The sequence below is a fragment of the Pseudomonas sp. UBA6753 genome (genome assembly GCF_002453565.1).
Taxonomy (GTDB): domain Bacteria; phylum Pseudomonadota; class Gammaproteobacteria; order Pseudomonadales; family Pseudomonadaceae; genus Aquipseudomonas; species Aquipseudomonas putida_Z.
This window is the reverse complement of record NZ_DKHD01000027.1, coordinates 19,540-42,291: the sequence shown is the minus strand read 5'-3', so window position 1 is coordinate 42,291 and position 22,752 is coordinate 19,540. Positions and strand designations below refer to the sequence as shown.

24 protein-coding genes are annotated in these 22,752 nt (G+C 63.0%); 15 read left to right on the top strand and 9 right to left on the bottom strand.

The genetic code is table 11. From position 1 onward, the window contains the following. Positions 1-64: 64 nt before the first annotated feature. Complete coding sequence (locus B2790_RS10215) at positions 65-2,515, bottom strand: TonB-dependent siderophore receptor (RefSeq protein WP_286918764.1); 2,451 nt, start codon at positions 2,513-2,515, stop codon at positions 65-67. Between the two features lie 126 nt (positions 2,516-2,641). Then, positions 2,642-3,502, bottom strand: coding sequence for a formylglycine-generating enzyme family protein (locus B2790_RS10210; RefSeq protein WP_286918763.1), 861 nt, complete (start codon positions 3,500-3,502; stop codon positions 2,642-2,644). Positions 3,503-4,141: 639 nt separating this feature from the next. Between B2790_RS10210 and B2790_RS10205 the strand changes: the two genes are divergently transcribed. Continuing rightward, a complete protein-coding gene (locus B2790_RS10205; RefSeq protein ID WP_041505660.1) occupies positions 4,142-5,023 on the top strand; it encodes a DMT family transporter in 882 nt (293 codons plus the stop codon). 3 nt (positions 5,024-5,026) lie between these two features. Here B2790_RS10205 and B2790_RS10200 read toward each other — a convergent pair whose 3' ends face one another. After that, positions 5,027-5,485 carry a DUF4265 domain-containing protein gene (locus tag B2790_RS10200; RefSeq protein ID WP_286918762.1) on the bottom strand — a complete coding sequence of 153 codons (459 nt, stop codon included), beginning with the start codon at positions 5,483-5,485 and terminating at the stop codon, positions 5,027-5,029. Between the two features lie 15 nt (positions 5,486-5,500). Next, the gene (locus tag B2790_RS10195) at positions 5,501-6,376 is read right to left on the bottom strand and encodes a DMT family transporter (protein WP_025340189.1); all 876 of its coding nucleotides are present in this window, start codon (positions 6,374-6,376) and stop codon (positions 5,501-5,503) included. 248 nt (positions 6,377-6,624) lie between these two features. On the opposite strand from B2790_RS10195, the gene aceK reads away from it, so the two are divergent. Then, positions 6,625-8,340: a bifunctional isocitrate dehydrogenase kinase/phosphatase gene (gene aceK, locus B2790_RS10190; RefSeq protein WP_137164613.1), complete on the top strand. Its 1,716-nt coding sequence runs from the start codon at positions 6,625-6,627 to the stop codon at positions 8,338-8,340. Positions 8,341-8,469: 129 nt separating this feature from the next. On the opposite strand, the gene B2790_RS10185 is transcribed toward aceK, so the two are convergent. Continuing rightward, on the bottom strand, positions 8,470-9,330 hold the full coding sequence (locus B2790_RS10185; protein ID WP_025340187.1) for a DUF6279 family lipoprotein: 861 nt from the start codon (positions 9,328-9,330) through the stop codon (positions 8,470-8,472). A gap of 130 nt (positions 9,331-9,460) precedes the next feature. Here B2790_RS10185 and B2790_RS10180 point away from each other — a divergent pair, with 130 nt between their 5' ends. After that, positions 9,461-10,297 carry a CvfB family protein gene (locus tag B2790_RS10180; RefSeq protein ID WP_085618636.1) on the top strand — a complete coding sequence of 279 codons (837 nt, stop codon included), beginning with the start codon at positions 9,461-9,463 and terminating at the stop codon, positions 10,295-10,297. On the opposite strand, the gene B2790_RS10175 is transcribed toward B2790_RS10180, so the two are convergent. After that, positions 10,298-10,678, bottom strand: coding sequence for a hypothetical protein (locus B2790_RS10175; RefSeq protein WP_013973727.1), 381 nt, complete (start codon positions 10,676-10,678; stop codon positions 10,298-10,300). It abuts the gene before it with no gap. Between the two features lie 186 nt (positions 10,679-10,864). On the opposite strand from B2790_RS10175, the gene B2790_RS10170 reads away from it, so the two are divergent. From B2790_RS10170 to def, 3 genes are all read left to right on the top strand, one after another. Then, positions 10,865-11,044: a CsbD family protein gene (locus B2790_RS10170; protein ID WP_015271319.1), complete on the top strand. Its 180-nt coding sequence runs from the start codon at positions 10,865-10,867 to the stop codon at positions 11,042-11,044. A gap of 220 nt (positions 11,045-11,264) precedes the next feature. Further along, positions 11,265-12,224 carry a YihY/virulence factor BrkB family protein gene (locus tag B2790_RS10165; RefSeq protein ID WP_025340186.1) on the top strand — a complete coding sequence of 320 codons (960 nt, stop codon included), beginning with the start codon at positions 11,265-11,267 and terminating at the stop codon, positions 12,222-12,224. Continuing rightward, complete coding sequence (def, locus tag B2790_RS10160; RefSeq protein WP_286918761.1) at positions 12,221-12,757, top strand: peptide deformylase; 537 nt, start codon at positions 12,221-12,223, stop codon at positions 12,755-12,757. Before B2790_RS10165 ends, def begins: the two co-directional genes overlap by 4 nt. On the opposite strand, the gene B2790_RS10155 is transcribed toward def, so the two are convergent. Further along, positions 12,712-13,080 carry a GNAT family N-acetyltransferase gene (locus B2790_RS10155; RefSeq protein ID WP_286918760.1) on the bottom strand — a complete coding sequence of 123 codons (369 nt, stop codon included), beginning with the start codon at positions 13,078-13,080 and terminating at the stop codon, positions 12,712-12,714. The genes def and B2790_RS10155 overlap by 46 nt on opposite strands. 354 nt (positions 13,081-13,434) lie before the next feature. On the opposite strand from B2790_RS10155, the gene B2790_RS10150 reads away from it, so the two are divergent. From B2790_RS10150 to B2790_RS10120, 7 genes are all read left to right on the top strand, one after another. Continuing rightward, positions 13,435-13,692, top strand: a complete 258-nt coding sequence (locus B2790_RS10150) for a DUF2790 domain-containing protein (RefSeq protein ID WP_004375752.1) — start codon at positions 13,435-13,437, stop codon at positions 13,690-13,692. Positions 13,693-13,833: 141 nt separating this feature from the next. Then, entirely contained in the window at positions 13,834-14,088 is a 255-nt protein-coding gene (locus B2790_RS10145; protein WP_075045999.1) for a type II toxin-antitoxin system HicA family toxin, read from the top strand. Further along, positions 14,085-14,417 (top strand): type II toxin-antitoxin system HicB family antitoxin, encoded by a 333-nt coding sequence (locus tag B2790_RS10140; protein ID WP_015271315.1) that lies wholly within the window; start codon positions 14,085-14,087, stop codon positions 14,415-14,417. Before B2790_RS10145 ends, B2790_RS10140 begins: the two co-directional genes overlap by 4 nt. 158 nt (positions 14,418-14,575) lie before the next feature. Next, complete coding sequence (locus tag B2790_RS10135; RefSeq protein ID WP_286918759.1) at positions 14,576-15,001, top strand: YybH family protein; 426 nt, start codon at positions 14,576-14,578, stop codon at positions 14,999-15,001. Between the two features lie 44 nt (positions 15,002-15,045). Beyond that, on the top strand, positions 15,046-15,390 hold the full coding sequence (locus B2790_RS10130) for a YciI family protein (protein WP_075045997.1): 345 nt from the start codon (positions 15,046-15,048) through the stop codon (positions 15,388-15,390). Positions 15,391-15,411: 21 nt separating this feature from the next. Continuing rightward, positions 15,412-15,897 carry an SRPBCC family protein gene (locus tag B2790_RS10125; protein WP_286918758.1) on the top strand — a complete coding sequence of 162 codons (486 nt, stop codon included), beginning with the start codon at positions 15,412-15,414 and terminating at the stop codon, positions 15,895-15,897. Next, positions 15,897-17,135: an RNA polymerase sigma factor gene (locus B2790_RS10120; RefSeq protein WP_039612577.1), complete on the top strand. Its 1,239-nt coding sequence runs from the start codon at positions 15,897-15,899 to the stop codon at positions 17,133-17,135. Before B2790_RS10125 ends, B2790_RS10120 begins: the two co-directional genes overlap by 1 nt. 125 nt (positions 17,136-17,260) lie before the next feature. On the opposite strand, the gene B2790_RS10115 is transcribed toward B2790_RS10120, so the two are convergent. Together B2790_RS10115 and B2790_RS10110 are read right to left on the bottom strand one after the other, a co-directional pair. Beyond that, the gene (locus tag B2790_RS10115) at positions 17,261-17,731 is read right to left on the bottom strand and encodes a MaoC family dehydratase (RefSeq protein WP_012273633.1); all 471 of its coding nucleotides are present in this window, start codon (positions 17,729-17,731) and stop codon (positions 17,261-17,263) included. 34 nt (positions 17,732-17,765) lie between these two features. Continuing rightward, complete coding sequence (locus B2790_RS10110; RefSeq protein ID WP_085691688.1) at positions 17,766-18,710, bottom strand: alpha/beta hydrolase; 945 nt, start codon at positions 18,708-18,710, stop codon at positions 17,766-17,768. A 219-nt stretch (positions 18,711-18,929) separates the two neighbouring features. Between B2790_RS10110 and fadD2 the strand changes: the two genes are divergently transcribed. Beyond that, positions 18,930-20,618: a long-chain-fatty-acid--CoA ligase FadD2 gene (fadD2, locus tag B2790_RS10105; protein WP_015271310.1), complete on the top strand. Its 1,689-nt coding sequence runs from the start codon at positions 18,930-18,932 to the stop codon at positions 20,616-20,618. A gap of 357 nt (positions 20,619-20,975) precedes the next feature. Next, positions 20,976-22,673, top strand: coding sequence for a long-chain-fatty-acid--CoA ligase FadD1 (fadD1, locus tag B2790_RS10100; RefSeq protein WP_025340179.1), 1,698 nt, complete (start codon positions 20,976-20,978; stop codon positions 22,671-22,673). Positions 22,674-22,752 lie beyond the last annotated feature (79 nt).

Below are 22,752 nucleotides of genomic sequence, written 5' to 3'. Positions count from 1 at the left end.
AAAAGCGGCGTCATCCTGTGTGGATGACGCCGCTTCGATTACAACGGTACAGGTGGCTGTCGGCCTAGAAGTCGTAGCGCAGGCTCATGGTGGCATTACGCGGGTCACCGTAATGGCCAACACTGCCGCCGATACCCGAGTAGTACTTCTCGTCGAAGATGTTGTTCAGGTTCAGAGTGGCGGCCAGATGGTCGGTGACCTGATAGCGCGCCATCAGGCTGGCAACGGTGTAGTCATCCTGGGTGGCTCGGGCTTTGAGGCTGTTGTAGTAGAGCGACATGCTGGAGTTCCAGGACACCCCGCCACCCACGGTCAGCCTGTTCCAGTCACCCTGGAAGCGATAGGTGTTCCAGAAGCGGAAAGTGTCCATGGAGTACTGCGTCAGCTGGCGCTCGCCCTCGGCGTCTTCCGTGCGGGCATGGCTGTAGCTGGTCATGACTTGCCAACCAGGCAAAACCTCTCCCGACAGTTCCAGGTCGATACCCTTGGTCTCGGTACCCTTTGCAGCCTTGTAGGCTTGTTGGTCGAGCGTGCCTGGCACGATCGCGTCGCCATCCTGCACCGCCAGGTTGTCACGCTTGACCAGGAACAATGCCGTACTGGCGTTCAGGCGCCCGTCGTAGAACGCCCCTTTCCAGCCTATTTCGTAGTTGCTGCCTATGACAGGGCCAATGACCGAACCGTTACGATCGAGGTTGGATTGTGGCTTGAAGATATCGGTATAGCTGGCATACACCGATTGCTCGGGGGTCAGGTCATAGATGATGCCCGCGTACGGTGTTACTTCACCCCGTTCGTGCATTTTGACGTTCGAAGTAGGCCAGTAGTAATAGTCGTAGTCATAGTCGGAGGTGCGCGCGCCCACGATTACGTTGAGGTCATCCATCAGGTTGAATTTGAATGCCGCGTAGGTGCCGCGCTGGCTGCTCTTGATGTTGAGAATTTCCCCAAGTGCGCCAGTCTCGGTTGGCCGAGGCAGGTAGTTGTCCCAGTCATAGAAGTTGACGGTTGTGGTACCAACGTCATAACCGGTGTGATCGTTCTTGTAATCCTGGTAGTTGAAGCCGGTGATGAACTCGTGAGTGCGCCCGAACAGGGAAAAAGGCCCTTGCAGTGTCAGGTCCAGGCCGCGCTGGGTCTGGTCGGCTTCAGCGTTGTAACGCAGCATTCGCGCAGCGCCGGTTTCTTCATTGATCCATGCTCGGCCCGAAGAGGTCTGATAAGAGCCGTTGTAGTTATCGCGATTGGAATCCATGTAGTTCGCGGCCAGCTTGATTTGCCAGTCATTGGCGAAGGAATGCTCGGCGGCCATGAAATAGTTGGTGGTTTCCAGCTCGTCGTACATCCAGCGGGCGCCGGAACTGGTCGAGCGGGAGAAGTTGGTCTGCTTGCCGTTGGTGAACAACAACGGTACACCCGGTGAACCGGTGGCTTTGAACTTCTGGTAGTCGACGCCGAAACGTACCAGGGTGTCGTCGTTCAGGTCCGCTTCGAGAACGCCGTAGAGGATGTCCTTGTCTTCCTTGTACCAGTCGCGAAAGCTGCCGCTTTTCTGCTTGGCTGCCACCATGCGTCCGCGCAGGTTGCCACCCTCGGTCAAGGGGCCGGAAACATCGACTTCGCTGCGGTAGGAGTCCCAGGAGCCGACAGTGCCCTGGATATGCGACTGGAATTCGCGGGTCGGGCGTTTGCGAATGAGGTTGACCACACCGCCGGGTTCACCCGCGCCGGTCATCAGACCGGTGGCGCCGCGGACGATCTCGACGCGGTCGTAAATGGTCATGTCCAGCAACGTGCTGGGCATGTTGCGGGTCTGGTTTTCCTGGGTGGTGGTCACGCCGTCAAGCTGGTAGGTGTTGATGGCACTGCCGCGGGAATAGATGTTGTAGCGCAGGCCACCGTCCTGGGACATGGTGATGCCGGGTGTCTGGTTGAGCACCTGGGTCACGCTGTTGAGCTGCTGGTCGTCCATGCGCTGGCGGGTGACTACGCTGATCGACTGGGGCGTTTCACGGATCGACAGGTTCATCTTGGTCGCGGTGTTGGTCACACCGGTGGTGTAGGAGCCCGTGCCTTCGGTAGTGGCACCAAGGCCCACGCTATTGACGTTGGTCGCCGAAAGCTCGACCTGGCCGGCCTGTGCGCCCGAACTGGCCGTCACCGTCACGGTGTTGCCATCGATCTGGTAACGCAGCCCGGTGCCTTGCAGCAATGTCCGCAACGAAGACTGCAGGTCATGCCGGCCCTTGAGGGCCGTGGAGCGCAGCCCACTGATGTCCTCCGGGCTGTACAGCAACTGGGTATCGGTCTGCTTGGCCAGTGCCTGCAACGCCGAATTCATCGACTGCGCGGGAATATCCAGGGTCCACTCCTGTGCCTGCACCTGGGCAACCATCGCAGCGGATATCGCCAGGCCCAGGCCGATGCGTGTGAACGCGCGCTGGGGACGAAGGGAATGACGGATCAGTAATGCTTTGGCAAGCGGGTTGAGCGGGCCGGGGAGGGACTTGGACATCTATTGCGGTCTCGTTGGCAGAGGGTTTTTTTCTATGTCAGCTATAGGACGCAGCACCTGTGAAAAACCGGAACGATTCTTATTGGCGATTTTTTTGGCCGGTGCTGCGTTAACCGCGTCACAACTTCACAGTTCGCGTGCTACGCGAAAGCCGAGGAAATCCCCGCGGGTGGTCTTGAGGCGGTCATTGCGGTTGGCCGAGCGGGAGAAGATCGGCGGCTCGCCCCAGTCGTTGCCGCGCATGTGCGCGCGGATGCACTTGGGGTCCTGGATCCAGGCGCTGCCGTCGGTGGGGGCGCCTTCGTAGCTGTCGTGGTAGCAGTCGGCGACCCATTCGTAGACGTTGCCGTGCATGTCATACATGCCGAAGGCATTGGGCGGGTAGCTGCCCACCGGGGCGGTGAAGGTATGCCCGTCCTTGGGGCCATAGGTGTTGGCGTGCTTGCTGATCTCGTACTTGCCCGGTTCGTCGAAGGGGAAGGGGAACGGGCCGCTGGAACCGGCACGGGCGGCATATTCGCGTTCGGCTTCGCTGACCATGCGGTACGGTTTGCCGGTGGTTTTCGCCAGCCATCGGGTGTAGGCCTGCACTTCGTCGTAGTCGACGCACACCGCCGGCTGGCGGGGGCCTTGCTTGTAGCTGGGCTTGCTGGCTTCGCACCAGCGGCCGGGGCGGTCGTCGCCGCTCTTGATGACGGTGTCGGTGGCCTTGATGTAGGCGTCCAGTTCGCCGGCGGTGACCTGGTAGCGGCTCATGGCGAAGGGCTTGGCGAAGGTCACGGTGTGCAGCGGGCCCTCGTCGGGCTGGCGGCCGACTTCATCGTCGGGGGCCCCCATCACGTAGCTGCCGGCGGGCAGCACGACCATCTCGGGGCAGTCCTTGCAGTCTTTGAACACGTCGCCGGGCTTGGCGGCGTGGGCGTAGGCGCTGACCAGCAGCAGGCAGGTGATCTGGGCTGGGCGGTAGAGCCAGGCGGATACGTTCATCGGTGGTCCTCGAAACGGGTGAATGCGGGCTGCGTTTCGCATTCAGACGAATCGGGGTGGTGAGAAATTAACCAATAGAGACGCGGCTCCTATGGTCGCGGCTGGCTTGCTCAAAAACTTGAAGGTTGCATAAACCCCTGTGGGAGCGGGCATGCCCGCGAAGCAGGCGACGCGGTGTATGGCACCGGCTTCGCCGGTGTTCGCGGGCACGCCCGCTCCCACAGGGATCGCGGCAGTTTCGAGATAAGGGGCAGGACAGTTGCCCCACTGTGATATGCGCAAGGTTGAGTTTGGGGAGGTTGCCAGCTGCCTGGCACCGGGCTATAGTCCAGCCCACTGCATTCTTCCCGAAGACCTGTTCATGCCAGCCAGCCCATCCACCACAAGCTTTGCCATCGCGCCAGTCGCGGGCATGGTCGTGCGTGGCTGCCAGCAGCCGGCGATGATCAGTCACTATCCACCACCTGTCAGTGGCGTCGTAGGCGGCGTAGCTCCGCCTCCTTGCGTGGTCGTGCTGGGCTGATCGGCTTCTGGCCGCATCCCTTCGCACACGCAACCTACTGAACACGGTCGGCGACTTTCCACGCTGAAGCGCACGCCGTCCGTCTGGCTTATTCGCCTTGAATCAGGTGGCAATACATGTCTGTCTTTAGCAAAGCATCCGTGGCCTCGGCGGCCACTACCAGCCTGTTCGTCCTGCTGTGGAGCAGCGGGGCGATCGTCTCCAAACTCGGCCTGGCGCACGCCAGCCCGTTCGCCTTCCTGCTGTTGCGCTCGGCGCTGGCCCTGGCCGGCCTGCTGCTGATCGGCCCGTTGCTGGGGCTGCGCTGGCCGCGCAGTCGCGGGGCCATCCTGCGGGCCCTGGGCACCGGCTGTGTGCTGCTCGGCGCCTACCAGATCTTTTACCTGCTGGCGCTCGATACCCATGTCACCCCCGGCATCATGGCCACGGTGATGGGGGTACAACCGATCCTGACCGTGGTGCTGATGGAGCGCCAGCGCTCCTGGAGCCGCTTGTTCGGCCTGGGGTTGGGGCTTGGCGGGTTGATCATGGTGGTCTACCAGGGCATCAACCTGGGCGGGGTGTCGCTGGCGGGGATGCTGTTCGCCTTGCTGGCGCTGGCCAGCATGACCTTCGGCTCGATCCTGCAGAAGCGCATCACCGACAACCCCATGGGTACGCTGCCGCTGCAGTACCTGGCCGGCTTTGCCATGTGCGCATTGTTCGCGCCGCTGCAGCCGCTGCATGTGGAGTGGACTGGCGGTTTCGTCGGCGCGCTGCTGTGGATGGGGCTGGTGGTCTCGCTACTGGCGACCCTGCTGCTGTACCGGCTGATCGCCAAGGGTAACCTGGTCAATGTCACCAGCCTGTTCTACCTGGTGCCGGCAGTGACCGCGGTGATGGACCTGCTGATCTTCGGCAACCGCCTGGCGCCGCTCAGCCTGCTGGGCATGGGGCTGATCGTGGTGGGCTTGCTGTTCGTGTTCCGCAAGCCCGCCGCGCGCCTGGCCGAGGCGTAGGCCCTAGCGGAATTCTTCGGGGATGGCGTGGTGCAATACGCCTTCCTCGAAGTCCAGCAGGCCAGCTTCGCGCTGGGTCAGCAGGTAGTAGAGCAAGGTGTCGAGCGAGCGCTGCGGCGGGACCTCGACCGCCAGCATCTTCACCGCCTGCTCGGTTTCGCAGTTGCAGCCGAAGTCGTGCAAGGCCGCGCGTACCTGGTCCAGGGTTTCCGGGGGCTTGACGATAACCCGGAACACCGAGCTGCCGCTGCTGTGGCGCAGTGCGGCGAACCAGGTTTCGCCGGCTTCCTCACGGGTGCCGATCACATCGCCCGGGGCGATGCCGTAGACATGGAAGGGAATGTTGTCGACGGCATAGCCGCCTTCCACGGCCTTGGCCCACAGGCCCTCGACCGAGGCGGGCGGGTAGCCGTTTTCGTCCTGCTCCAGGCGGAACAGGACCTTCTTGTACGCGTCGTTCATCCTGTACCCCCCGCTTCAGCTGCGTGCCGGGCGCAGCACCAGCCACAATGCCAGGCCAATCAGCAGGCCGCCGTACAGGTGCGCCATCGACAACGGTTCGTCCAGCAGCCACGCCCCCCACAATACGCCGAATACCGGGATCAGGAAGGTCACGGTGCTGGCCTTGACCGGGCCGATCTCCTCCAGCAGGCGGAAGTACAGGATGTAGGCGAACGCTGTGCACAGCAGGCCCAGCCCCAGCAGCGACAGCCACACCTGCCAGCCGCCCCAGCTGGCGGGTGGCTGGCTCAGCGCGCTCCAGGCGAACAGCGGGCTCAGCATCAGGGTGGCGCCGAGCATGCTGCCCAGTGCCGACAGGCGGCTGTCCAGGCCGCTGACCCAGCGGCGGGCGAGGAAGCCGGCAAAACCGTAGCAGGTGGTGGCTGCCAGGCAGGCGAGGGCGCCTTGCAGCAGGGCGAGGTCCAGGGCCACCGGGCCGGCGCCGCTGAGGATGCCGACGCCGAACAGGCCCAGGAAGATACCGCAGAGCTTGGCCAGGGTCATCGGTTCGCGGAAGAACAGCACGCCGATCAGCACACCCATCAGCGGCGTGGTGGCGTTGAAGATTGCCGAATAGCCGGCGGGCAGCACCTGGGCGGCCACGGAGTAGAACGTGGCGGGGATACCGGAGTTGATCATGCCCAGCACCAGGCAGGCGCCGAGCTTGCCCTGGAAGTCCCAGCGCACGCGGGCGGCGGCGAGCAGTGCAACCAGGCCCAGGCAGGCGATGGACACACGGAAGAACGCCGTCGGCACCGTGCCCAGCTCGGGGGCGATGATGCGCATGAACAGGAAGCTCGCCCCCCAGACGGCGGCAAGGGTCAGCAGGCGGGCTAGGGCGATGGGGCTCACAACGGTCTCCGGAGGCTGGGCAGGGGCGCGAGTGTACGCCAGGGGGGCTGGGGATTCTTGTGCTTTCTTGCGGTGTAAACCTGTGCCGGCCTCTTCGCGGGCACGCCCGCTCCCACAGGTTCTCTGCAATGCTCGGCCCAGTGGTAATCCTGTGGGAGCGGGCAAGCCCGCGAAGAGGCCGGCACAGGCTCCGCAAAAACCAAGAGGCGACTAAGCTCTGTATCTCACCCTTGCACCGAGGTCCTCGCATGCCCCAGCCCTGGCCCGCTGTCGAAATCGCCCGGATGATCCTCGCCGGCTTCGACAACTACCGCGACCACTTCCAGCGCATCACCCTCGGTGCCCGCAAGCGCTTCGAGCAGGCGCGCTGGCAGGATATCCAGCGTGCCTCTGCCGCCCGCATCAATCTCTATGAAGAGAAGGTTGCCGAGGTCAACGGCTGGCTGCGCCAGGGCTTTGCCGAGGACGTGCTGCTGGATGTGGAACAATGGCCGTTGGTGAAGAACGCCTATATCCACCTGATCGACCCAAGGCTGGACGACGAGCTGTCCGAGACCTGGTACAACTCGCTGTTCTGCAGCCTGTTCAGCCACGACCTGATCAGCGACGGCTGCATGTTCATCCACACCACCCGACCGTCCATGCGCAGCCGTGAGCGCGCCGCGCAAACCCGTACCTATCGGCCTGACGCCGGGCTCAAGAGCCTGCTGCGGGCGGTGTTCAGCGATTACCCGTTCGAAGTGCCGTACGGCGACCTGGAAGGCGACCTGGCGCGCCTGGAGGATCAGCTGCGCGAGTGCCTGCCGGACTGGGTATGCAAGGATCCGAAACTGGCGTTGGAGCTGTTTGTGCCGGTGCTGTACCGCAACAAGGGCGCCTACCTGGTCGGCCGGCTGTTCAACAGCGACGAGCAGTGGCCGCTGGTAATCCCGCTGCTGCACCGCGAAGGGCACGGTATCGAGGCCGATGCGCTGATCACCGACGAGGCCGAGGTGTCGATCATCTTTTCCTTCACCCGCTCGTACTTCATGGTCGATGTGCCGGTGCCGGCGGAGTTCGTCAACTTCCTCAAGCGCATCTTGCCGGGCAAGCACGTGGCCGAGCTGTACACCTCCATCGGTTTCTACAAGCACGGCAAGTCGGAGTTCTATCGGGCGCTGATCAACCATCTGGCCAGTAGCGACGACCGCTTCGTCATGGCGCCCGGGGTACGCGGCATGGTCATGAGCGTGTTCACCCTGCCGGGCTTCAACACCGTGTTCAAGATCATCAAGGACCGCTTTTCACCGTCGAAGACGGTCGACCGTGCCACGGTGATCGACAAGTACCGACTGGTGAAAAGCGTCGACCGCGTCGGGCGCATGGCCGATACCCAGGAGTTCGCCGATTTTCGCTTCCCGCGCAGCAAGTTCGAGCCGGAATGCCTGGCCGAACTGCTGGAGGTGGCGCCATCGACCGTGGCGCTGGAGGGTGACACGGTGCTGATCCGCCACTGCTGGACCGAGCGGCGCATGACGCCGCTGAACCTGTACCTGGAACACGCCAGCGAGGGCCAGGTGCTGGAGGCCCTGGAGGATTACGGCCTGGCCATCAAGCAGCTGGCGGCGGCGAATATTTTCCCTGGCGACATGCTGCTGAAGAACTTTGGCGTTACCCGCCATGGCCGGGTGGTGTTCTATGACTATGACGAGATCAGCTTCCTGACCGAGGTGAACTTCCGTCATATTCCGCCGCCGCGTTACCCGGAGGACGAGATGTCGGGCGAGCCGTGGTACTCGATCGGGCCGCATGACGTGTTCCCCGAGGAGTTTCCGCCGTTCCTGTTTGCCGACATTGGCCAGCGGCGCTTGTTCAGCCGGCTGCATGGGGAGTTGTACGACGCGGATTACTGGAAGGGGCTGCAGGCGGCGATTCGTGAAGGGAAGGTGATCGATGTGTTTCCGTATCGGCGCAAGGGGCGGTGACTGTGCTTTGGCAGGCCTGGCCCCTTCGCGGGCTCGCCCGCTCCCACCGGTACATCACAGGTCTTGAAGGCAGTGGGTTCCTGTGGGAGCGGGCGAGCCCGCGAAGAGGCCGGGCCTGCTAAAGCACAGTTACCCCTTCAAACACTTCAATTCACTGAAATCGGTACGCACCTTGCCCAGCCGTTCCTGCAGGTACCGCCGCTGCTGCGGGGTACTCTGGTGCACCAGGTCCACCAGCAAGCTGCGCGCCTGCTGCTCGGTATTCTGATACGCCGCCCGGTACTCCGGCGTCCACAAACTCTCCTTGCGCTGCAACAACGTCGCCAAACGCGGCTCGAAGCTGGCGTCGTTGCGCTGGTTCATCGCCAGCAGCAATTGCTGCTGCCAGTGCGCGCGGTTGGCGATCCATTCGCGGTTCTGGTCGCCCAGCGCCTGGGACCAGGCCTGCACGCGCTGCTTCTGTACCGCGGTCAGCTCGCCAAACCACGGCGTCAGGCGTTTCTCCATGCGTTCGGAACGGCGGGCGATCTGCTTGTCCAACGGCGTATCCACATACTTCTTCTGCCGTTCGCTGATGTCCTCGCGGAATGCCTCGCGCATCTCCGCCACCTGGCTATCGCTCATGCCGCGCAGCAACTCGGTGGCCGAAGGGGTGATTTCCTCGGCTACCCGGCCAATCGCCTCGCGGGCTTCGCGGGTACGCTGCTGCAGGGCCTGGTCGGTCACCTGGTCGTCGGCGACCATGCCGCGTACCCGGTCCAGCCAGTCGAGGTAACCAGGCAGCTGGGTCTTGCAATGCCAGGCCAGGTGCTCCCGCAGGCGGTCGTCAAGCATGGCCTTCTGCTCGCTGTTCATGGCCAGGTAGTCGCCCAGCGACCACGGCACCAGGCGGTCGAGGTTGCGGTAGGCCAGGTCGATACGGCTGCAGGCGGCCAGGGCCAGGGCGCAGCCGATGGCGACGAGCAGGGCTTTGGACAGGCGTAGCGGCATGGGCTGTTCCTTGCGGTGCTGGCCAGACGGTAGACGCAAGAGGGACGCTGACGGTTCCACTGCATCAGCGGTCGGGCGGCGCGCTGGCTTCAGGTGTAGAATAGCCGCCTTGTCTTGAGGAACATCGGAAATGGCTCTGCTTGGGCGTTACAACAGTTTGCAAATCGTGAAACACGTGGACTTCGGCCTGTACCTGGACGGCGGCGCCGACGGCGAGATCCTGCTGCCCGGGCGCTACATCCCGAAAAACGCCGAAACCGAAGTGGATGACTGGCTGAACGTGTTCATCTACCTGGACAGCGAAGACCAGCTGATCGCCACCACCGAGAAGCCCAAGGTGCAGGTTGGCGAGTTCGCCAGCCTCAAGGTCAAGGACATCAACGGTGCCGGCATCTTCCTCGACTGGGGCCTGTCCAAGGACCTGCTGATGCCGTACTCGGAAGAGGCGCGGCCGCTGAAGATCGGCGACTACTGCGTGGTGCACGTGTACCTCGACAAGCGCACCCGCCGCATCACCGCCACCTCACGCCTGGACCGTTACCTGGACCGCACCCCGGTGGACTACCAGGTAGGCCAGCCGGTCGAGCTGCTGGTGGCCGGCGAGACGCCGATGGGCTTCAAGGCGATCATCAACAACCGCCACTGGGGCCTGATCCACAAGAACGAGGTGTTCAAGTTCCTGCGCTCGGGCATGCACGAGAAGGGCTTCATCAAGGAAGTGCGCGCGGACGGCAAGATCGCCTTGAGCCTGCAACCGGTGGGTGCTGCACTGGCCGACAGCCTGCAGGAGCAGATCATGGCGCGCCTGGAGGCCGAAGGCGGGGTGCTGGGGGTGTGCGACAAGAGCGACCCGGCGCTGATCAGCAAGCTGTTCAACGTCAGCAAGGGCAACTTCAAGAAGGCCATTGGCGGGTTGTTCAAGCAGGGCCGCATCGTCATCCATGACGATCGCATCGAGAAGGCCTGATCAGGCCTGCACGAAGGTACGGAAGTCCAGCTGCTCGCCACCCGGGCGGGTGTCGCGCAGCAGCGAGTCGCGGTCGGCGCTGAGGGCCAGGCTGATGGTCGAGCGGCGCTTGCCGGGGTTGCGCACTTCCATCTGTTCCTGGTGAGCGCGCAGGAAGTTGGTCGGCACCTTCAGGTGCTGCAGCTCGTCGCTTTCCGGGGTGTGCAGCAGCAGGTTGACCCAGTCGGGCTGGCCCTTGCGCAGCAGCGCCACCGGCACCTCGAACCACCACAGGTTGCGCTTGCGGTCGAGGATGGCGAACAGGGTGTTGCTGCTGGTCAGCACCGGGCGGGCCAGTGCTTCGTTGCGCCGGGCGATGGCGGCGGGTTTGTCGAGTTTCATGCAGGTTCCTGCGGGTTGACGCTATGAAGGCCTGCATTGTGAGGGGTGGCGGGTAGCGGGGCAAGGTTTGCCAACCGCCTTGCCGTTCGGCTTGAGGGCGAAAAAACTGTTGGAACGCTTGGCGAAGGCGTCGGGTCCACCGACTGTCGGCACGGTCCACGTGCCCCCAATTGCAGGAGTTTTGCCATGAGCGGTACCAAAGACAAAGCGAAAGGCCTGGCCAACGAAGCGATCGGCAACGTCAAGCAGGGTGTCGGCAAAGTGACCGACAACGAGCGGCTGCGGGCCGAGGGTGAAGCGCAGGAGCTCAAGGGCGAGGGGCAACAGATCAAGGGCAACGTGAAGGACGCGGTGAAAAAGCCTTGATGTGAGTGGCCTGTCCCGGCCTTTTCGCGGGCTCGCCCGCTCCCACAGGTACCGAACAGATTTCAAGCACTGTGCAGTACCTGTGGGAGCGGGCATGCCCGCGAAGAGGCCGCTACTTGTGTAAGCAAATTCTTGCAGCATGGCCGGGATCAGCACAGCAGCGGCATGGTCTATTAGACTTACCGTGGTACACACGAATCGAGCGGCGAAAGGAGACGCTATGATTTTCCCCGACCTGCGCGGCCTGCCCCTGCACCGCGTGCTGGTACGCACCGTCAAGGAATTCCTCGACGACGAGATGTCGACCTACGCTTCCGCACTGGCCTACCAGATGCTGTTCTCGTTGTTCCCGTTCCTGCTGTTCCTGATCGCCCTGATCGGTTTCCTGCACCTGCCGGACTTCTTCTCCTGGCTGCGCCTGCAATCGGAACTGGTGCTGCCACCCCAGGCGCTGGAGCAGGTGAACCCGGTGATCGACCAGTTGCAGCAGTCCAAGGGCGGGCTGTTGTCGGTGGGTATCGTGATTGCCTTGTGGACCGCATCGGCCGGTGTGCGCCTGATGATGAGCGCAATGAACGCCGCCTACGATGTGCCCGAGGGCCGCCCGGTGTGGAAGCGCATTCCGTTGTCGATCATCTACACCGTGGGCATTGCCGGCATGTTGCTGGTGGCTGCGGCGCTGATGGTGCTGGGGCCGCAGGTGATGGAGTGGATTGCCGCCCAGGTCGGCATGCAGGAGGTGATCGTCACGGTGTGGACCATCCTGCGCTGGCCGGCGATCATCATCCTGATGATGGTGGCGGTGGCGCTGATCTACTACGTGATGCCCGATGTGAAGCAGCAGTTCCGCTTCATCACCCCGGGCTCGGTGCTGGCGGTGGTGGTGTGGATCTTGGCCTCGCTGGGCTTTGCCTACTATGTGAAGACCTTTGCCGACTACAACGCCATGTACGGCAGTATCGGTGCAATCATCGTGCTATTGCTGTATTTCTATATCTCCGCCGCCGTTTTGCTGCTGGGCGCGGAGATGAACGCAGTGATCGAGCACATGTCGAGCGAGGGCAAGAACCCTGGCGAGAAGGACGCCGATGAGCACAAGGCCCGCGAAACCATTACCGTGCTGGGCCATGAGCACCCTGTACCGAGCGAGCAGCAATCTTCCGAGCCGAACCCCCGATGATCCGTGACATTCTCAAGATGGGCGACGAACGCCTGCTGCGCATCGCCCCGCCAGTGCCCGAGCACATGCTCGGCAGTGCCGAACTGCAGCAATTGATCGACGACATGTTCGAAACCATGCGCCATGTTGGCGGCGTGGGCCTGGCCGCACCGCAGATCGGCATCGACCTGCAGTTGGTGATCTTCGGCTTCGAGCGCAGCGAGCGTTACCCGGATGCCGAACCGGTGCCGCAGACCATCCTGCTCAACCCGGTCATCACGCCGACGTCCAGCGAGATCGAGGACGGTTGGGAAGGCTGCCTGTCGGTGCCCGGCCTGCGCGGCGTGGTGCCGCGTTTCAAGCACATCTGCTATGAAGGCATCGACCCCCAGGGCAACCCGATCAATCGCTTTGCCGACGACTTCCATGCGCGGGTGGTGCAGCATGAATGTGACCACCTGATCGGTCGGCTGTACCCGTCACGCATCCAGGACTTTTCTCGGTTCGGTTACACCGAGGTGCTGTTCCCCGGGCTCGACGCCAGCGACGACTGACCCCGTTGCAGTGCCACCAGCCGCTTGCTGCGCTGGTAGCGCTGCAGGCGGCCAGCCAGGGCTTCCGGCAGCTGCTGGGCCATGTCGAAGCCCAGGCGCTGGTAGAAGGGCGCAAGGTCCGGGTGGCAGAACAGCCAGGTGGGCCCGCCAGCCTGCGCCAGCGCCGCCTCGACCAACCGCCCGGCCAACCCTTGGCTGCGCCGCTGCGGGTCGACGAACAGCCCGGTCAGCCAGAAGCCATCGCCCACCGGGCTCAGGCTCAAGCCCGCGATGATGCCGGGGCCCCGCGCCACCCACAGCTCAGCATCGCCCGCAGCACGCATGCGTGAGCCGTGCTGGCGGTAAAAGTGGTCCAGCAGCCGGCGTTCCGGGGCCGAAAGTATCGAACAGTACAAATTTTCAGAAATTGCGCGCCCTGCCCTGAAAGGTGGCCAGAGGCTCTGGCCTGATGTTTTGCGGTGAACTTGTCGCAGATTGTTGCATATCTGGCAAGGGTGAATGTCCGAGTTCGGGGTTCAACTATTCCAGGCCGGGAGTAGACTTTTAGCCATCCCCACTGGCAGTACGAAGCGGGATCGGTACTTCGTGCCATCTTCACCGCAGATGGCAACTTCTCCGCGCCGGGCACGGCAATAGAAGTCAATCGATCAGCTTGAATGCTCAAAAGGCAAACTCACATGAAACCATTACTGATTCTTGCATTGGTCGGTATGTCCTCGTTCGCCCTCGCCGATGAGGCCAGACCCGTCTCCAGCGAGCCCGTCGCCCAGCAGTACGACTACTCCATGAACCTGGACATAAAGCGGGTAATCAACCTGTCGACCATCCCCAACGTCTGCGAAGTGGTACCTGCGACCATGACCTACGAAGACCACCAGGGCCAGGTGCACACCATCCAGTACCGGGCCATGGGTGAGGGGTGCCAGCAGGGTTGATCGGGCTCTTGCCTGGTGTTGATGGCCCTTTCGCCGGTCTGCTGGTGACGGGGCCATCAACCGTCTTGCAGTTCGGGCAACAGAAAAATCCTGAATGAATATCGAGGAAAAAGTGCTATCTTAATTTGATAGCATTTTTTGATGAACACTCGATACCGCAAAGTCCTTGATGCAATTTTCCGAACGCCGACCACGGCGTCGTTGGCTTTCTCCGAGATCGAGGCATTGGTACTCCATCTGGGCGGTGAGGTGCTGGAGCGGCAAGGCTCCAGGGTCAAGCTGGTGCTGGGTGGCCAATGCTGGAGATGCCATCGGCCTCATCCAGGCAAGGAAGCCAAGCGGTATCAGATTGAAGAAGCCCGTGAATTCCTCTTGCGGGCAGGAGTCAGGATATGAGTTGCATGCGCTACAAAGGCTACGCCGCCCGTATCGAGTACGACGCGCGTGACGATATCTTCGTCGGCCGTGTGCTTGGTATGCGTGACATCATCAGTTTTCACGCAAGCTCGGTGCCCGAGCTGCATGAGGCGTTTCGCGATGCGCTGGAGGATTACCTGGCCGATTGCGCAGAGCAGGGCATTGCGCCGGAAAAGCCTGCCTCGGGCAAAGTAATGCTGCGTATCCGACCCGAAGTTCATGCTGCCGCGAGTGTTGCCGCCCGTGCTGCCGGCAAAAGCCTCAACCAGTGGGCCGACGAGGTCTTCGAACAAGCCGCAATGGCTTGAACAAGCCTGCTTTGGTTGTTTATCGCGGGTGTTCTGCAATTACCCATGCAGAATAGTTTCCGTTGCCTGTCGATTCCTCCAGTTCCCGTTCGACCAATAGGTGAGAGCACGTTGCACCCCCGTGCCCAATCACCCATGACCTGTCGGAGGAACACCCGATGAACACCGCAGCCGAAACCGAGATCCGCCAATTGATCGAGCGCTGGATGCAGGCCGTGCGCAACCGCGACATCCCCAACATCGTCGCTCCCTATGCCGACGACATCGTCGCCTTCGATGCCATCCAGGCCCTGCAATTCAAAGGCAAGGCAACCTACCAGGCGCACTGGGAAATGTGCATGGGCATGTGCCCCGGCCCGATGGTTTTCGAATTCGCCGAACTTACCGTGCATGCCGCTGGCGACCTGGCCCTGGCGCACTGGCTTAACCGCTGTGGCCCCGCGGACAACGAGAGCCAGTGCGGCTTCATGCGCGCCACCGTGGGCTATCGTCGTCAAGGTGGCCAGTGGCAGGTAATCCACGAACACTGGTCGGCGCCATTCGACATGGAAACCCAGAAAGCCCTGTTCGATCTCAAGCCTTGAGCCGTTATCGCCAAACGCACTTTGCCAATGCCCTGGAGGCGACCATGAAATACCTGTGCCTGGTCTATTGTGACGAGGGGCTGCTGCACAGCCTGCCCGACAGCCCGGAAGACGCCGAATGCAGGGCGTATGCCGAATCCATCCAAGGCTCCGGGCGAATGCTGGCGGCCGAGGCGCTGAAGCCGGTGCAGACCGCCACCACAGTGCGCATGCGCAACGGGCACATGAGCCTGACCGACGGCCCGTTCGCCGAGACCAAGGAGCAACTGGCGGGCTTCTACCTGGTGGAAGCCCGCGACCTGAACGAGGCGCTGAACATCGCCAAGGGCATCCCCGCCGCGCGGGTCGGCAGTGTCGAGGTGCGGCCGGTGCGCGAACTGCAACCCTGACAGCAATGGAGACCTACCAGCATGAGCCTTGCACACCCCGCGCAAGCGCAACACGAGTTGTCCATCAGCCGCCTGATCGACGCGCCACCGGCCAAGGTGTTCCGCGCCTGGACCGAGCCCCAGTGGCTGATGCAGTGGTGGGGGCCGCACGGCATGACCACCCCGGAGTGCGAGATGCAGTTGTGGGTCGGTGGCCTGTTCCGCACCCTGATGCGGGCGCCGGATGGCAGCGAGTACCCGAACCAGGGCGTGTTCCTGGAAATCGCCGCGCCGCGGCGGCTGGTGTTCACCGATGCCTTCGGCACGGGCTGGGTGCCTTCGGGCAAGGCGTTCATGACTGCCGTGATCAGCTTTGACGAGGAGCAAGGCAAAACCCGCTATACCGCCCGCGCCTGGCACTGGAATGCCGCCGACTGCCGCGCCCATGAGGAAATGGGCTTCCACCAGGGCTGGGGAGAAAGCCTGGACCGCCTGGTGGAGGTAGTGACGCAGCGGATGCCCGACTGATGACGGCACTGGCGCAGGTGCGCGCCGAGGTCGAGGCGGTCTACCGAAACGAGTCACGGCGCATCCTGGCGACGCTGATCCGCCTGCTGGGTGATTTCGACCTGGCCGAGGAGGCCATGCACGATGCCTTCTTCATCGCCGTCGAGCGCTGGCAGCGCGACGGTATCCCCGATAACCCGCGGGCGTGGCTGGTGTCCACCGGCCGCTTCAAGGCCATCGATGCGCTGCGCCGGCGCGCCCGATTCGACCGTTCCCAGGCGGACCTGAGCATGCTGCTCGACGGCCAGGCGCAGGACCCCAGCGAGGAAGAACTGCTGGCCGACGACCGCCTGCGGCTGATCTTCACCTGCTGCCACCCGGCCTTGTCCGCCGATGCCCAGGTGCCGCTGACCCTGCGTGAAGTCTGCGACCTGACCACCGAGCAGATCGCCCGTGCTTTCCTGCAGAGCCCGGCCACCATCGCCCAGCGTATCGTGCGCGCCAAGGCCAAGATCCGCGATGCCGGCATCCCTTATCAGGTGCCGGAGCTGAACGAACTGCCCGAGCGCCTGGAGAGTGTGCTTCGGGTGATCTACCTGGTGTTCAATGAGGGCTATTCGGCGTCGTCGGGCGAGGCGTTGTTGCAGCAGGAACTGAGCGATGAAGCCATTCGCCTGGCGCGCCTGCTGGTGCAGTTGCTGCCCGACCCGGAGGCGGTCGGCCTGCTGGCCCTGATGTTGCTGCAGGCGTCCCGGCAGCGCGCGCGTACCGATGGCCGGGGCAACCTGGTATTGCTCGAGCAGCAGGACCGTAGCCTGTGGGACCGGCAACGCATTGCCGAAGGCTGCGAACTGGTGCGCCAAGCCCTGCAAAGCCGGGCATTCGGTGCCTATACCGTGCAGGCAGCGATTGCGGCGGTGCATGCCGAGGCGGCTACGGCCGAAGCGACCGACTGGGCGGAGATCGTCGGGCTGTATGACGTGCTGCAGCGGCATTGGCCGTCAGCAGTGGTAGAACTGAACAGGGCCGTGGCGCTGGCGAAGCGGGATGGGCCGGAGGTTGGGCTGCGGGAAGTGGAAGGGATTCTGGCGAGGGGAGAGTTGCTGGACTATCACCTGGCGCATGCGACGCGGGGCGAGCTGCATTACCAGCTGGGGCATATGGAAGAGGCCCGGGCGGCCTGGCGGCAGGCGCTGGCGTTGACCCGGCAGGAGCCGGAGCGCAGGCATATCGAGCGGCGGTTGCAGGCTATCGAATGATGTTTGCTTTACTGGCCTCTTCGCGGGCACGCCCGCTCCCACAGGTTTTCCACTGGTTTGAAGGTATGCAATCCCTGTGGGAGCGGGCGTGCCCGCGAAGAGGCCGGTACTGCCTACATCACTTTTCAGCTAGCCACAAAATTCGGCGGCGACACCAGCTCGACGGTCTGCTGCTTGCGCGGTGCGAGGATCTCGGCCTCGCCCTGGACCACCAGCTCATCATTCTGGTTGTACACATTGGTGGCGATGCGCACCTTGAACTTGGGCAGCTTCTCCAGGATTTCCAGGCGCACGGTCAGGGTATCGCCAATTTTCACCGGCTTCTGGAAGCTCATCTGCTGGCCCAGGTAGATGGTGCCAGGGCCAGGCAGGGTGCAGGCCACTGCAGCACTGATCAGCGCGCCGCTGAACATGCCGTGAGCAATGCGCTCGCGGAACATGCTCTTGGCAGCGAACTCGGCGTCCAGGTGTACCGGGTTGTGGTCACCGGACATCGCGGCGAACAACTGGATGTCGCGTTCTTCGACGGACTTCTTGTACTCGGCCTTCTGGCCGACTTCGAGGGCTTCGTAAGGCGTGTTGGTGACCTGGGACATCGGGGCTTCCTTAAGGGGTAGGCGAGGGCGGCTGTCATTCACTGCGCACAGGGCGGCCAAGAGCCAGCGCCTGTTCAAGCCAGCCGAGAATATCGGCGGTGACCTCGTCACGGTTGGTTTCGTTGAGTACTTCGTGCCGCGCCTCAGGATAGACGCGCAGCTGTACATGTCGATTGCCGGTCGCGCGCAGGGCGTCGGCCAGGTGGGTGAGACGCTTGCCGGCACTGACCGGATCACATTCACCACCGATTACCAGCAGCGGCAGGTTCGGATCGATCTGCGCGAGGTTACTCGGCTGGCTGATCTGCGCCAAGCCTTGCAGCAGGTCAAGCCACAACTGGTTGCTGCAGCGAAAGCCGCAAAGCGGGTCGTTGACGTACAGGTCGACCTGCGCCGGGTCGCGGCTGAGCCAGTCGAACGCCGTGCGGTTGGGCTTGAAGGCCTTGTTGAACGAGCCGAACGACAACCACTCGATCAGTGCGCTCTTGCCCAGCGGCCCCTGGCGCCAGGCTTCCAGCCGGGCAATCAGCCGCGCCACGTGGTACAGCGCTGCCGGCTGGTAGTTGGAGCCGCTGAGGATCGCCCCATGCAGGCTGCCACTGTGGTGCAGCAGGTAGGCCTGGGCGATGTAGCTGCCCATGCTGTGGCCGAACAGGAACAGCGGCGTGCACGGGTATTGCTGGCCGATGTGCTGGGCCAGCAGCCCGAGGTCGTTGACCACGGCATTCCAGCCATGATGGCGGGCGAACAGGCCGAGGCTGCCCAGTTCGGCGGTGCGCCCATGGCCGCGCTGGTCGGCGGCGAACAGGGCGAAGCCGGCCTCGCTCAAGGCATGGCCCAGGTGCTGGTAGCGCCCGGCATGCTCGGCCATGCCATGGGCCAGCAACACCACGGCTTTTACCGGTGTGGCCGGCAACCATTGGTGCACGTACAGGCTGCAGTGCTCGCTGGCGGGCAGCCAGAAGGCGTCGTGAGGCATGGCGGGTCCTTGTGCGCACAGGTACCCGAACAGTGTATGCACAACCGACCGGATTGCAGGAAGGGCACAAATAAGATTCACAATGTTAATGGCGGCACTTGGCGTATATGCCGCCTTGGGCTTACCTGCTAACGTCGGATCAACGCCTTTTCGCTTTCAAGCGGGCAGGTGAAAGGACTACAGGACTTACAGCAGGTCCAGGCAGAGGAACAATAATAAATGCAAGCCGACTTCTGGAATGACAAGCGCCCGGCGGGCGTGCCTTCCACCATCGACATCAATGCCTACACCTCGGTCGTCGAGGTGTTCGAGCGCTCCTGCAAACGTTTCGCCGACCGCCCGGCCTTCAGCAACCTGGGCGTGACCCTGACCTACGCGGAGCTGGAGCGCCACTCGGCGGCCTTCGCCGCCTGGTTGCAGCAGCACACAGACCTCAAGCCGGGCGACCGCATCGCGGTGCAGATGCCCAACGTGCTGCAATACCCCATCGCCGTGTTCGGTGCCCTGCGCGCAGGCCTGATCGTGGTCAACACCAACCCGCTGTACACCGAGCGCGAGATGCGCCACCAGTTCAAGGACAGCGGCGCGCGTGCGCTGGTGTACCTGAACATGTTCGGCAAGCGCGTGCAGGAGGTGTTGCCCGATACCGGCATCGAGTACCTGATCGAGGCCAGGATGGGCGACATGCTGCCCACCGCCAAGGGCTGGCTGGTCAACACCGTGGTCGACAAAGTGAAGAAGATGGTGCCGGCCTATCAGCTGCCCCAGGCGGTGTCGTTCAAGCAGGTGCTGCGCCAGGGCCGCGAGCTGTCGCACAAGCCGGTGCCGCTCAGCCTGGACGATACTGCCGTGCTGCAATACACCGGTGGCACCACCGGCCTGGCCAAGGGCGCCATGCTCACCCACGGCAACCTGGTGGCCAACATGCTGCAGGTGCTGGCCTGCTTCTCGCAGCACGGGCCGGACGGGCAGAAGCTGATCAAGGACGGCCAGGAAGTGATGATCGCGCCGCTGCCGCTGTACCACATCTATGCCTTTACCGCGAACTGCATGTGCATGATGGTCACCGGTAACCACAACGTGCTGATCACCAACCCGCGGGATATTTCCGGCTTCATCAAGGAGCTGGGCAAATGGCGTTTCTCCGCCTTGCTGGGCCTGAACACGCTGTTCGTCGCACTGATGGACCACCCGGGCTTCCGCCAGCTCGACTTTTCGGCGCTGAAGGTCACCAACTCCGGCGGCACCGCGCTGGTCAAGGCCACGGCCGAGCGCTGGGAGGCGCTTACCGGTTGCCGCATCGTCGAAGGCTACGGCCTGACCGAAACCTCGCCAGTGGCCAGCACCAACCCCTATGGCCAGCTGGCGCGCCTGGGCACGGTGGGCATCCCGGTGGCCGGCACTGCATTCAAGGTGATCGACGATGACGGCAACGAGCTGCCGCTGGGCGAGCGGGGCGAGCTGTGCATCAAGGGCCCGCAGGTGATGAAAGGCTACTGGCAGCAGCCCGAGGCCACGGCCCAGGCCCTGGACGCGGAAGGCTGGTTCAAGACCGGCGACATCGCGGTGATCGACCCGGACGGCTTCACCCGCATCGTCGACCGCAAGAAGGACATGATCATCGTCTCGGGTTTCAACGTGTACCCCAACGAGATCGAGGATGTGGTGATGGGCCATCCCAAGGTTGCCAACTGCGCGGCCATCGGCGTGCCGGACGAGCGCTCCGGCGAGGCGGTGAAGCTGTTCGTGGTGCCGCGCGAGGGCGGGCTGAGCGTGGATGAGCTGAAGGCCTACTGCAAGGCCAACTTCACCGGCTACAAGGTACCCAAGCACATCGTGCTGCGCGAGTCGTTGCCGATGACGCCGGTGGGCAAGATCCTGCGGCGGGAGCTGCGCGACATAGCTTGATACCGGATTGGCTTCTTCGCGGGCTTGCCCGCTCCCACAGGTACTGCACAGCATTCAAGAACTGTGAGGTCCCTGTGGGAGCGGGCAAGCCCGCGAATGCCGTGAACCGCTCTAACACGCTATTTATAGCCCGATCTGCGACATTTTGGATAATTACTCTAAAAATGACCTGTATTGTTCATTGAGTCATTTTTGTGACCGTGAGGCCTGTTTTGGCCTCTAGGCGACCCCAGGCAAAGCTGTTACTCTCGGCCCGCTTTCAGATGATCCGGTTTGCAACGAGCCGTCATCTCATATCAATAATAAGCGCATCGACGCGTGAATCGAACTTCGCTGTTGCTGAAGGAGTGGGCTTCCATGATCGAACATTTTTGGAAGGATAAGTACCCAGCCGGGATTACGGCGGAAATCAATCCTGACGAATTCCCCAATATCCAGGCGGTACTCAAGCAATCCTGCCAACGCTTTGCCGACAAACCGGCCTTTAGCAACCTGGGCAAGACTATCACTTATGGCGAGCTGTATGCGCTGTCGGGGGCGTTTGCCGCCTGGTTGCAGCAGCATACCGACCTCAAGCCGGGTGACCGCATTGCCGTGCAGCTGCCTAACGTACTGCAATACCCGGTGGCGGTATTCGGTGCCATGCGTGCCGGGCTGATCGTGGTCAACACCAACCCGCTGTACACCGCACGGGAAATGGAACACCAGTTCAACGACTCCGGCGCCAAGGCCCTGGTGTGCCTGGCCAACATGGCCCACCTGGCCGAGAAGGTGGTGCCCAAGACTCAGGTCAGGCACGTCATCGTCACCGAAGTGGCCGACCTGCTGCCGCCGCTCAAGCGCCTGCTGATCAACAGCGTGATCAAGTACGTGAAGAAGATGGTGCCGGCCTACAACCTGCCGCGTGCCGTACGCTTCAACGACGCACTGGCGCTGGGCAAGGGCCAGCCGGTGACCGAGGCCAACCCGCAGGCCAACGACGTGGCGGTGCTGCAGTACACCGGTGGTACCACCGGCGTGGCCAAGGGCGCGATGCTGACCCACCGCAACCTGGTGGCCAACATGCTGCAGTGCCGGGCGCTGATGGGCTCCAACCTGCACGAAGGCTGCGAAATCCTCATCACCCCGCTGCCGCTGTATCACATCTACGCCTTTACCTTCCATTGCATGGCAATGATGCTGATCGGCAACCACAACGTGCTGATCAGCAACCCGCGTGACCTGCCGGCCATGGTCAAGGAGCTGGGCAAGTGGAAGTTCAGCGGCTTCGTCGGCCTCAACACCCTGTTCGTTGCCTTGTGCAACAACGAGGCGTTCCGTGCCCTGGACTTCTCGGCGCTGAAGATCACCCTGTCCGGCGGCATGGCCCTGCAACTGAGCGTGGCCGAGCGCTGGAAGGCCGTGACCGGCTGCGCCATCTGCGAAGGCTATGGCATGACCGAGACCAGCCCGGTGGCTGCGGTGAACCCGGCGGAGGCCAACCAGGTCGGCACCATCGGTATTCCGGTGCCGTCCACCCTGTGCAAGGTCATCGACGACAATGGCAACGAGCTGCCGTTGGGCGAGGTGGGCGAGTTGTGCGTCAAGGGCCCGCAGGTGATGAAGGGCTACTGGCAGCGCGAAGAGGCCACTGCCGAGATCCTCGACAGCAATGGCTGGCTGAAGACCGGTGACATCGCCGTGATCCAGCCGGACGGCTACATGCGCATTGTCGACCGCAAGAAGGACATGATCCTGGTCTCGGGCTTCAACGTGTATCCCAACGAGCTGGAAGATGTGCTGGCGGCCCTGCCGGGCGTGCTTCAGTGCGCGGCCATCGGTGTGCCGGACGAGAAGTCCGGTGAAGTGATCAAGGTGTTTATCGTGGTCAAGCCGGGCATGACCGTGACCAAGGAACAGGTGATGGAGCACATGCGTGCCAACGTCACCGGCTACAAGGTCCCGCGCCAGATCGAGTTCCGCGACGCGCTGCCGACCACCAACGTGGGCAAGATCCTGCGCCGCGAACTGCGCGATGAAGAGCTGAAGAAACAGGGTTTGAAGAAGATCGCCTGATCGACCTCACTGGCTTCTTCGCGGGCACGCCCGCTCCCACAGGTATAGCGCCGAGCCAGAGGGCTGCGCTGTACTTGTG

Bases quoted from the DNA above. Each gene is read 5' to 3' on its own strand.
- B2790_RS10175 (WP_013973727.1), bottom strand. From the start codon at position 10,678: ATGAAACTCGACAAACCCGCCGCCATCGCCCGGCGCAACGAAGCACTG.
- B2790_RS10130 (WP_075045997.1), top strand. From the start codon at position 15,046: ATGAAATACCTGTGCCTGGTCTATTGTGACGAGGGGCTGCTGCACAGC.
- B2790_RS10150 (WP_004375752.1), top strand. From the start codon at position 13,435: ATGAAACCATTACTGATTCTTGCATTGGTCGGTATGTCCTCGTTCGCC.
- B2790_RS10205 (WP_041505660.1), top strand. From the start codon at position 4,142: ATGTCTGTCTTTAGCAAAGCATCCGTGGCCTCGGCGGCCACTACCAGC.
- B2790_RS10170 (WP_015271319.1), top strand. From the start codon at position 10,865: ATGAGCGGTACCAAAGACAAAGCGAAAGGCCTGGCCAACGAAGCGATC.
- fadD2 (WP_015271310.1), top strand. From the start codon at position 18,930: ATGCAAGCCGACTTCTGGAATGACAAGCGCCCGGCGGGCGTGCCTTCC.
- B2790_RS10210 (WP_286918763.1), bottom strand. From the start codon at position 3,502: ATGAACGTATCCGCCTGGCTCTACCGCCCAGCCCAGATCACCTGCCTG.
- B2790_RS10115 (WP_012273633.1), bottom strand. From the start codon at position 17,731: ATGTCCCAGGTCACCAACACGCCTTACGAAGCCCTCGAAGTCGGCCAG.
- B2790_RS10140 (WP_015271315.1), top strand. From the start codon at position 14,085: ATGAGTTGCATGCGCTACAAAGGCTACGCCGCCCGTATCGAGTACGAC.
- B2790_RS10200 (WP_286918762.1), bottom strand. From the start codon at position 5,485: ATGAACGACGCGTACAAGAAGGTCCTGTTCCGCCTGGAGCAGGACGAA.
- B2790_RS10135 (WP_286918759.1), top strand. From the start codon at position 14,576: ATGAACACCGCAGCCGAAACCGAGATCCGCCAATTGATCGAGCGCTGG.
- B2790_RS10215 (WP_286918764.1), bottom strand. From the start codon at position 2,515: ATGTCCAAGTCCCTCCCCGGCCCGCTCAACCCGCTTGCCAAAGCATTA.
- B2790_RS10120 (WP_039612577.1), top strand. From the start codon at position 15,897: ATGACGGCACTGGCGCAGGTGCGCGCCGAGGTCGAGGCGGTCTACCGA.
- B2790_RS10110 (WP_085691688.1), bottom strand. From the start codon at position 18,710: ATGCCTCACGACGCCTTCTGGCTGCCCGCCAGCGAGCACTGCAGCCTG.
- fadD1 (WP_025340179.1), top strand. From the start codon at position 20,976: ATGATCGAACATTTTTGGAAGGATAAGTACCCAGCCGGGATTACGGCG.
- def (WP_286918761.1), top strand. From the start codon at position 12,221: ATGATCCGTGACATTCTCAAGATGGGCGACGAACGCCTGCTGCGCATC.
- B2790_RS10125 (WP_286918758.1), top strand. From the start codon at position 15,412: ATGAGCCTTGCACACCCCGCGCAAGCGCAACACGAGTTGTCCATCAGC.
- B2790_RS10155 (WP_286918760.1), bottom strand. From the start codon at position 13,080: ATGCGTGCTGCGGGCGATGCTGAGCTGTGGGTGGCGCGGGGCCCCGGC.
- B2790_RS10180 (WP_085618636.1), top strand. From the start codon at position 9,461: ATGGCTCTGCTTGGGCGTTACAACAGTTTGCAAATCGTGAAACACGTG.
- B2790_RS10185 (WP_025340187.1), bottom strand. From the start codon at position 9,330: ATGCCGCTACGCCTGTCCAAAGCCCTGCTCGTCGCCATCGGCTGCGCC.
- B2790_RS10165 (WP_025340186.1), top strand. From the start codon at position 11,265: ATGATTTTCCCCGACCTGCGCGGCCTGCCCCTGCACCGCGTGCTGGTA.
- B2790_RS10145 (WP_075045999.1), top strand. From the start codon at position 13,834: ATGAACACTCGATACCGCAAAGTCCTTGATGCAATTTTCCGAACGCCG.
- aceK (WP_137164613.1), top strand. From the start codon at position 6,625: ATGCCCCAGCCCTGGCCCGCTGTCGAAATCGCCCGGATGATCCTCGCC.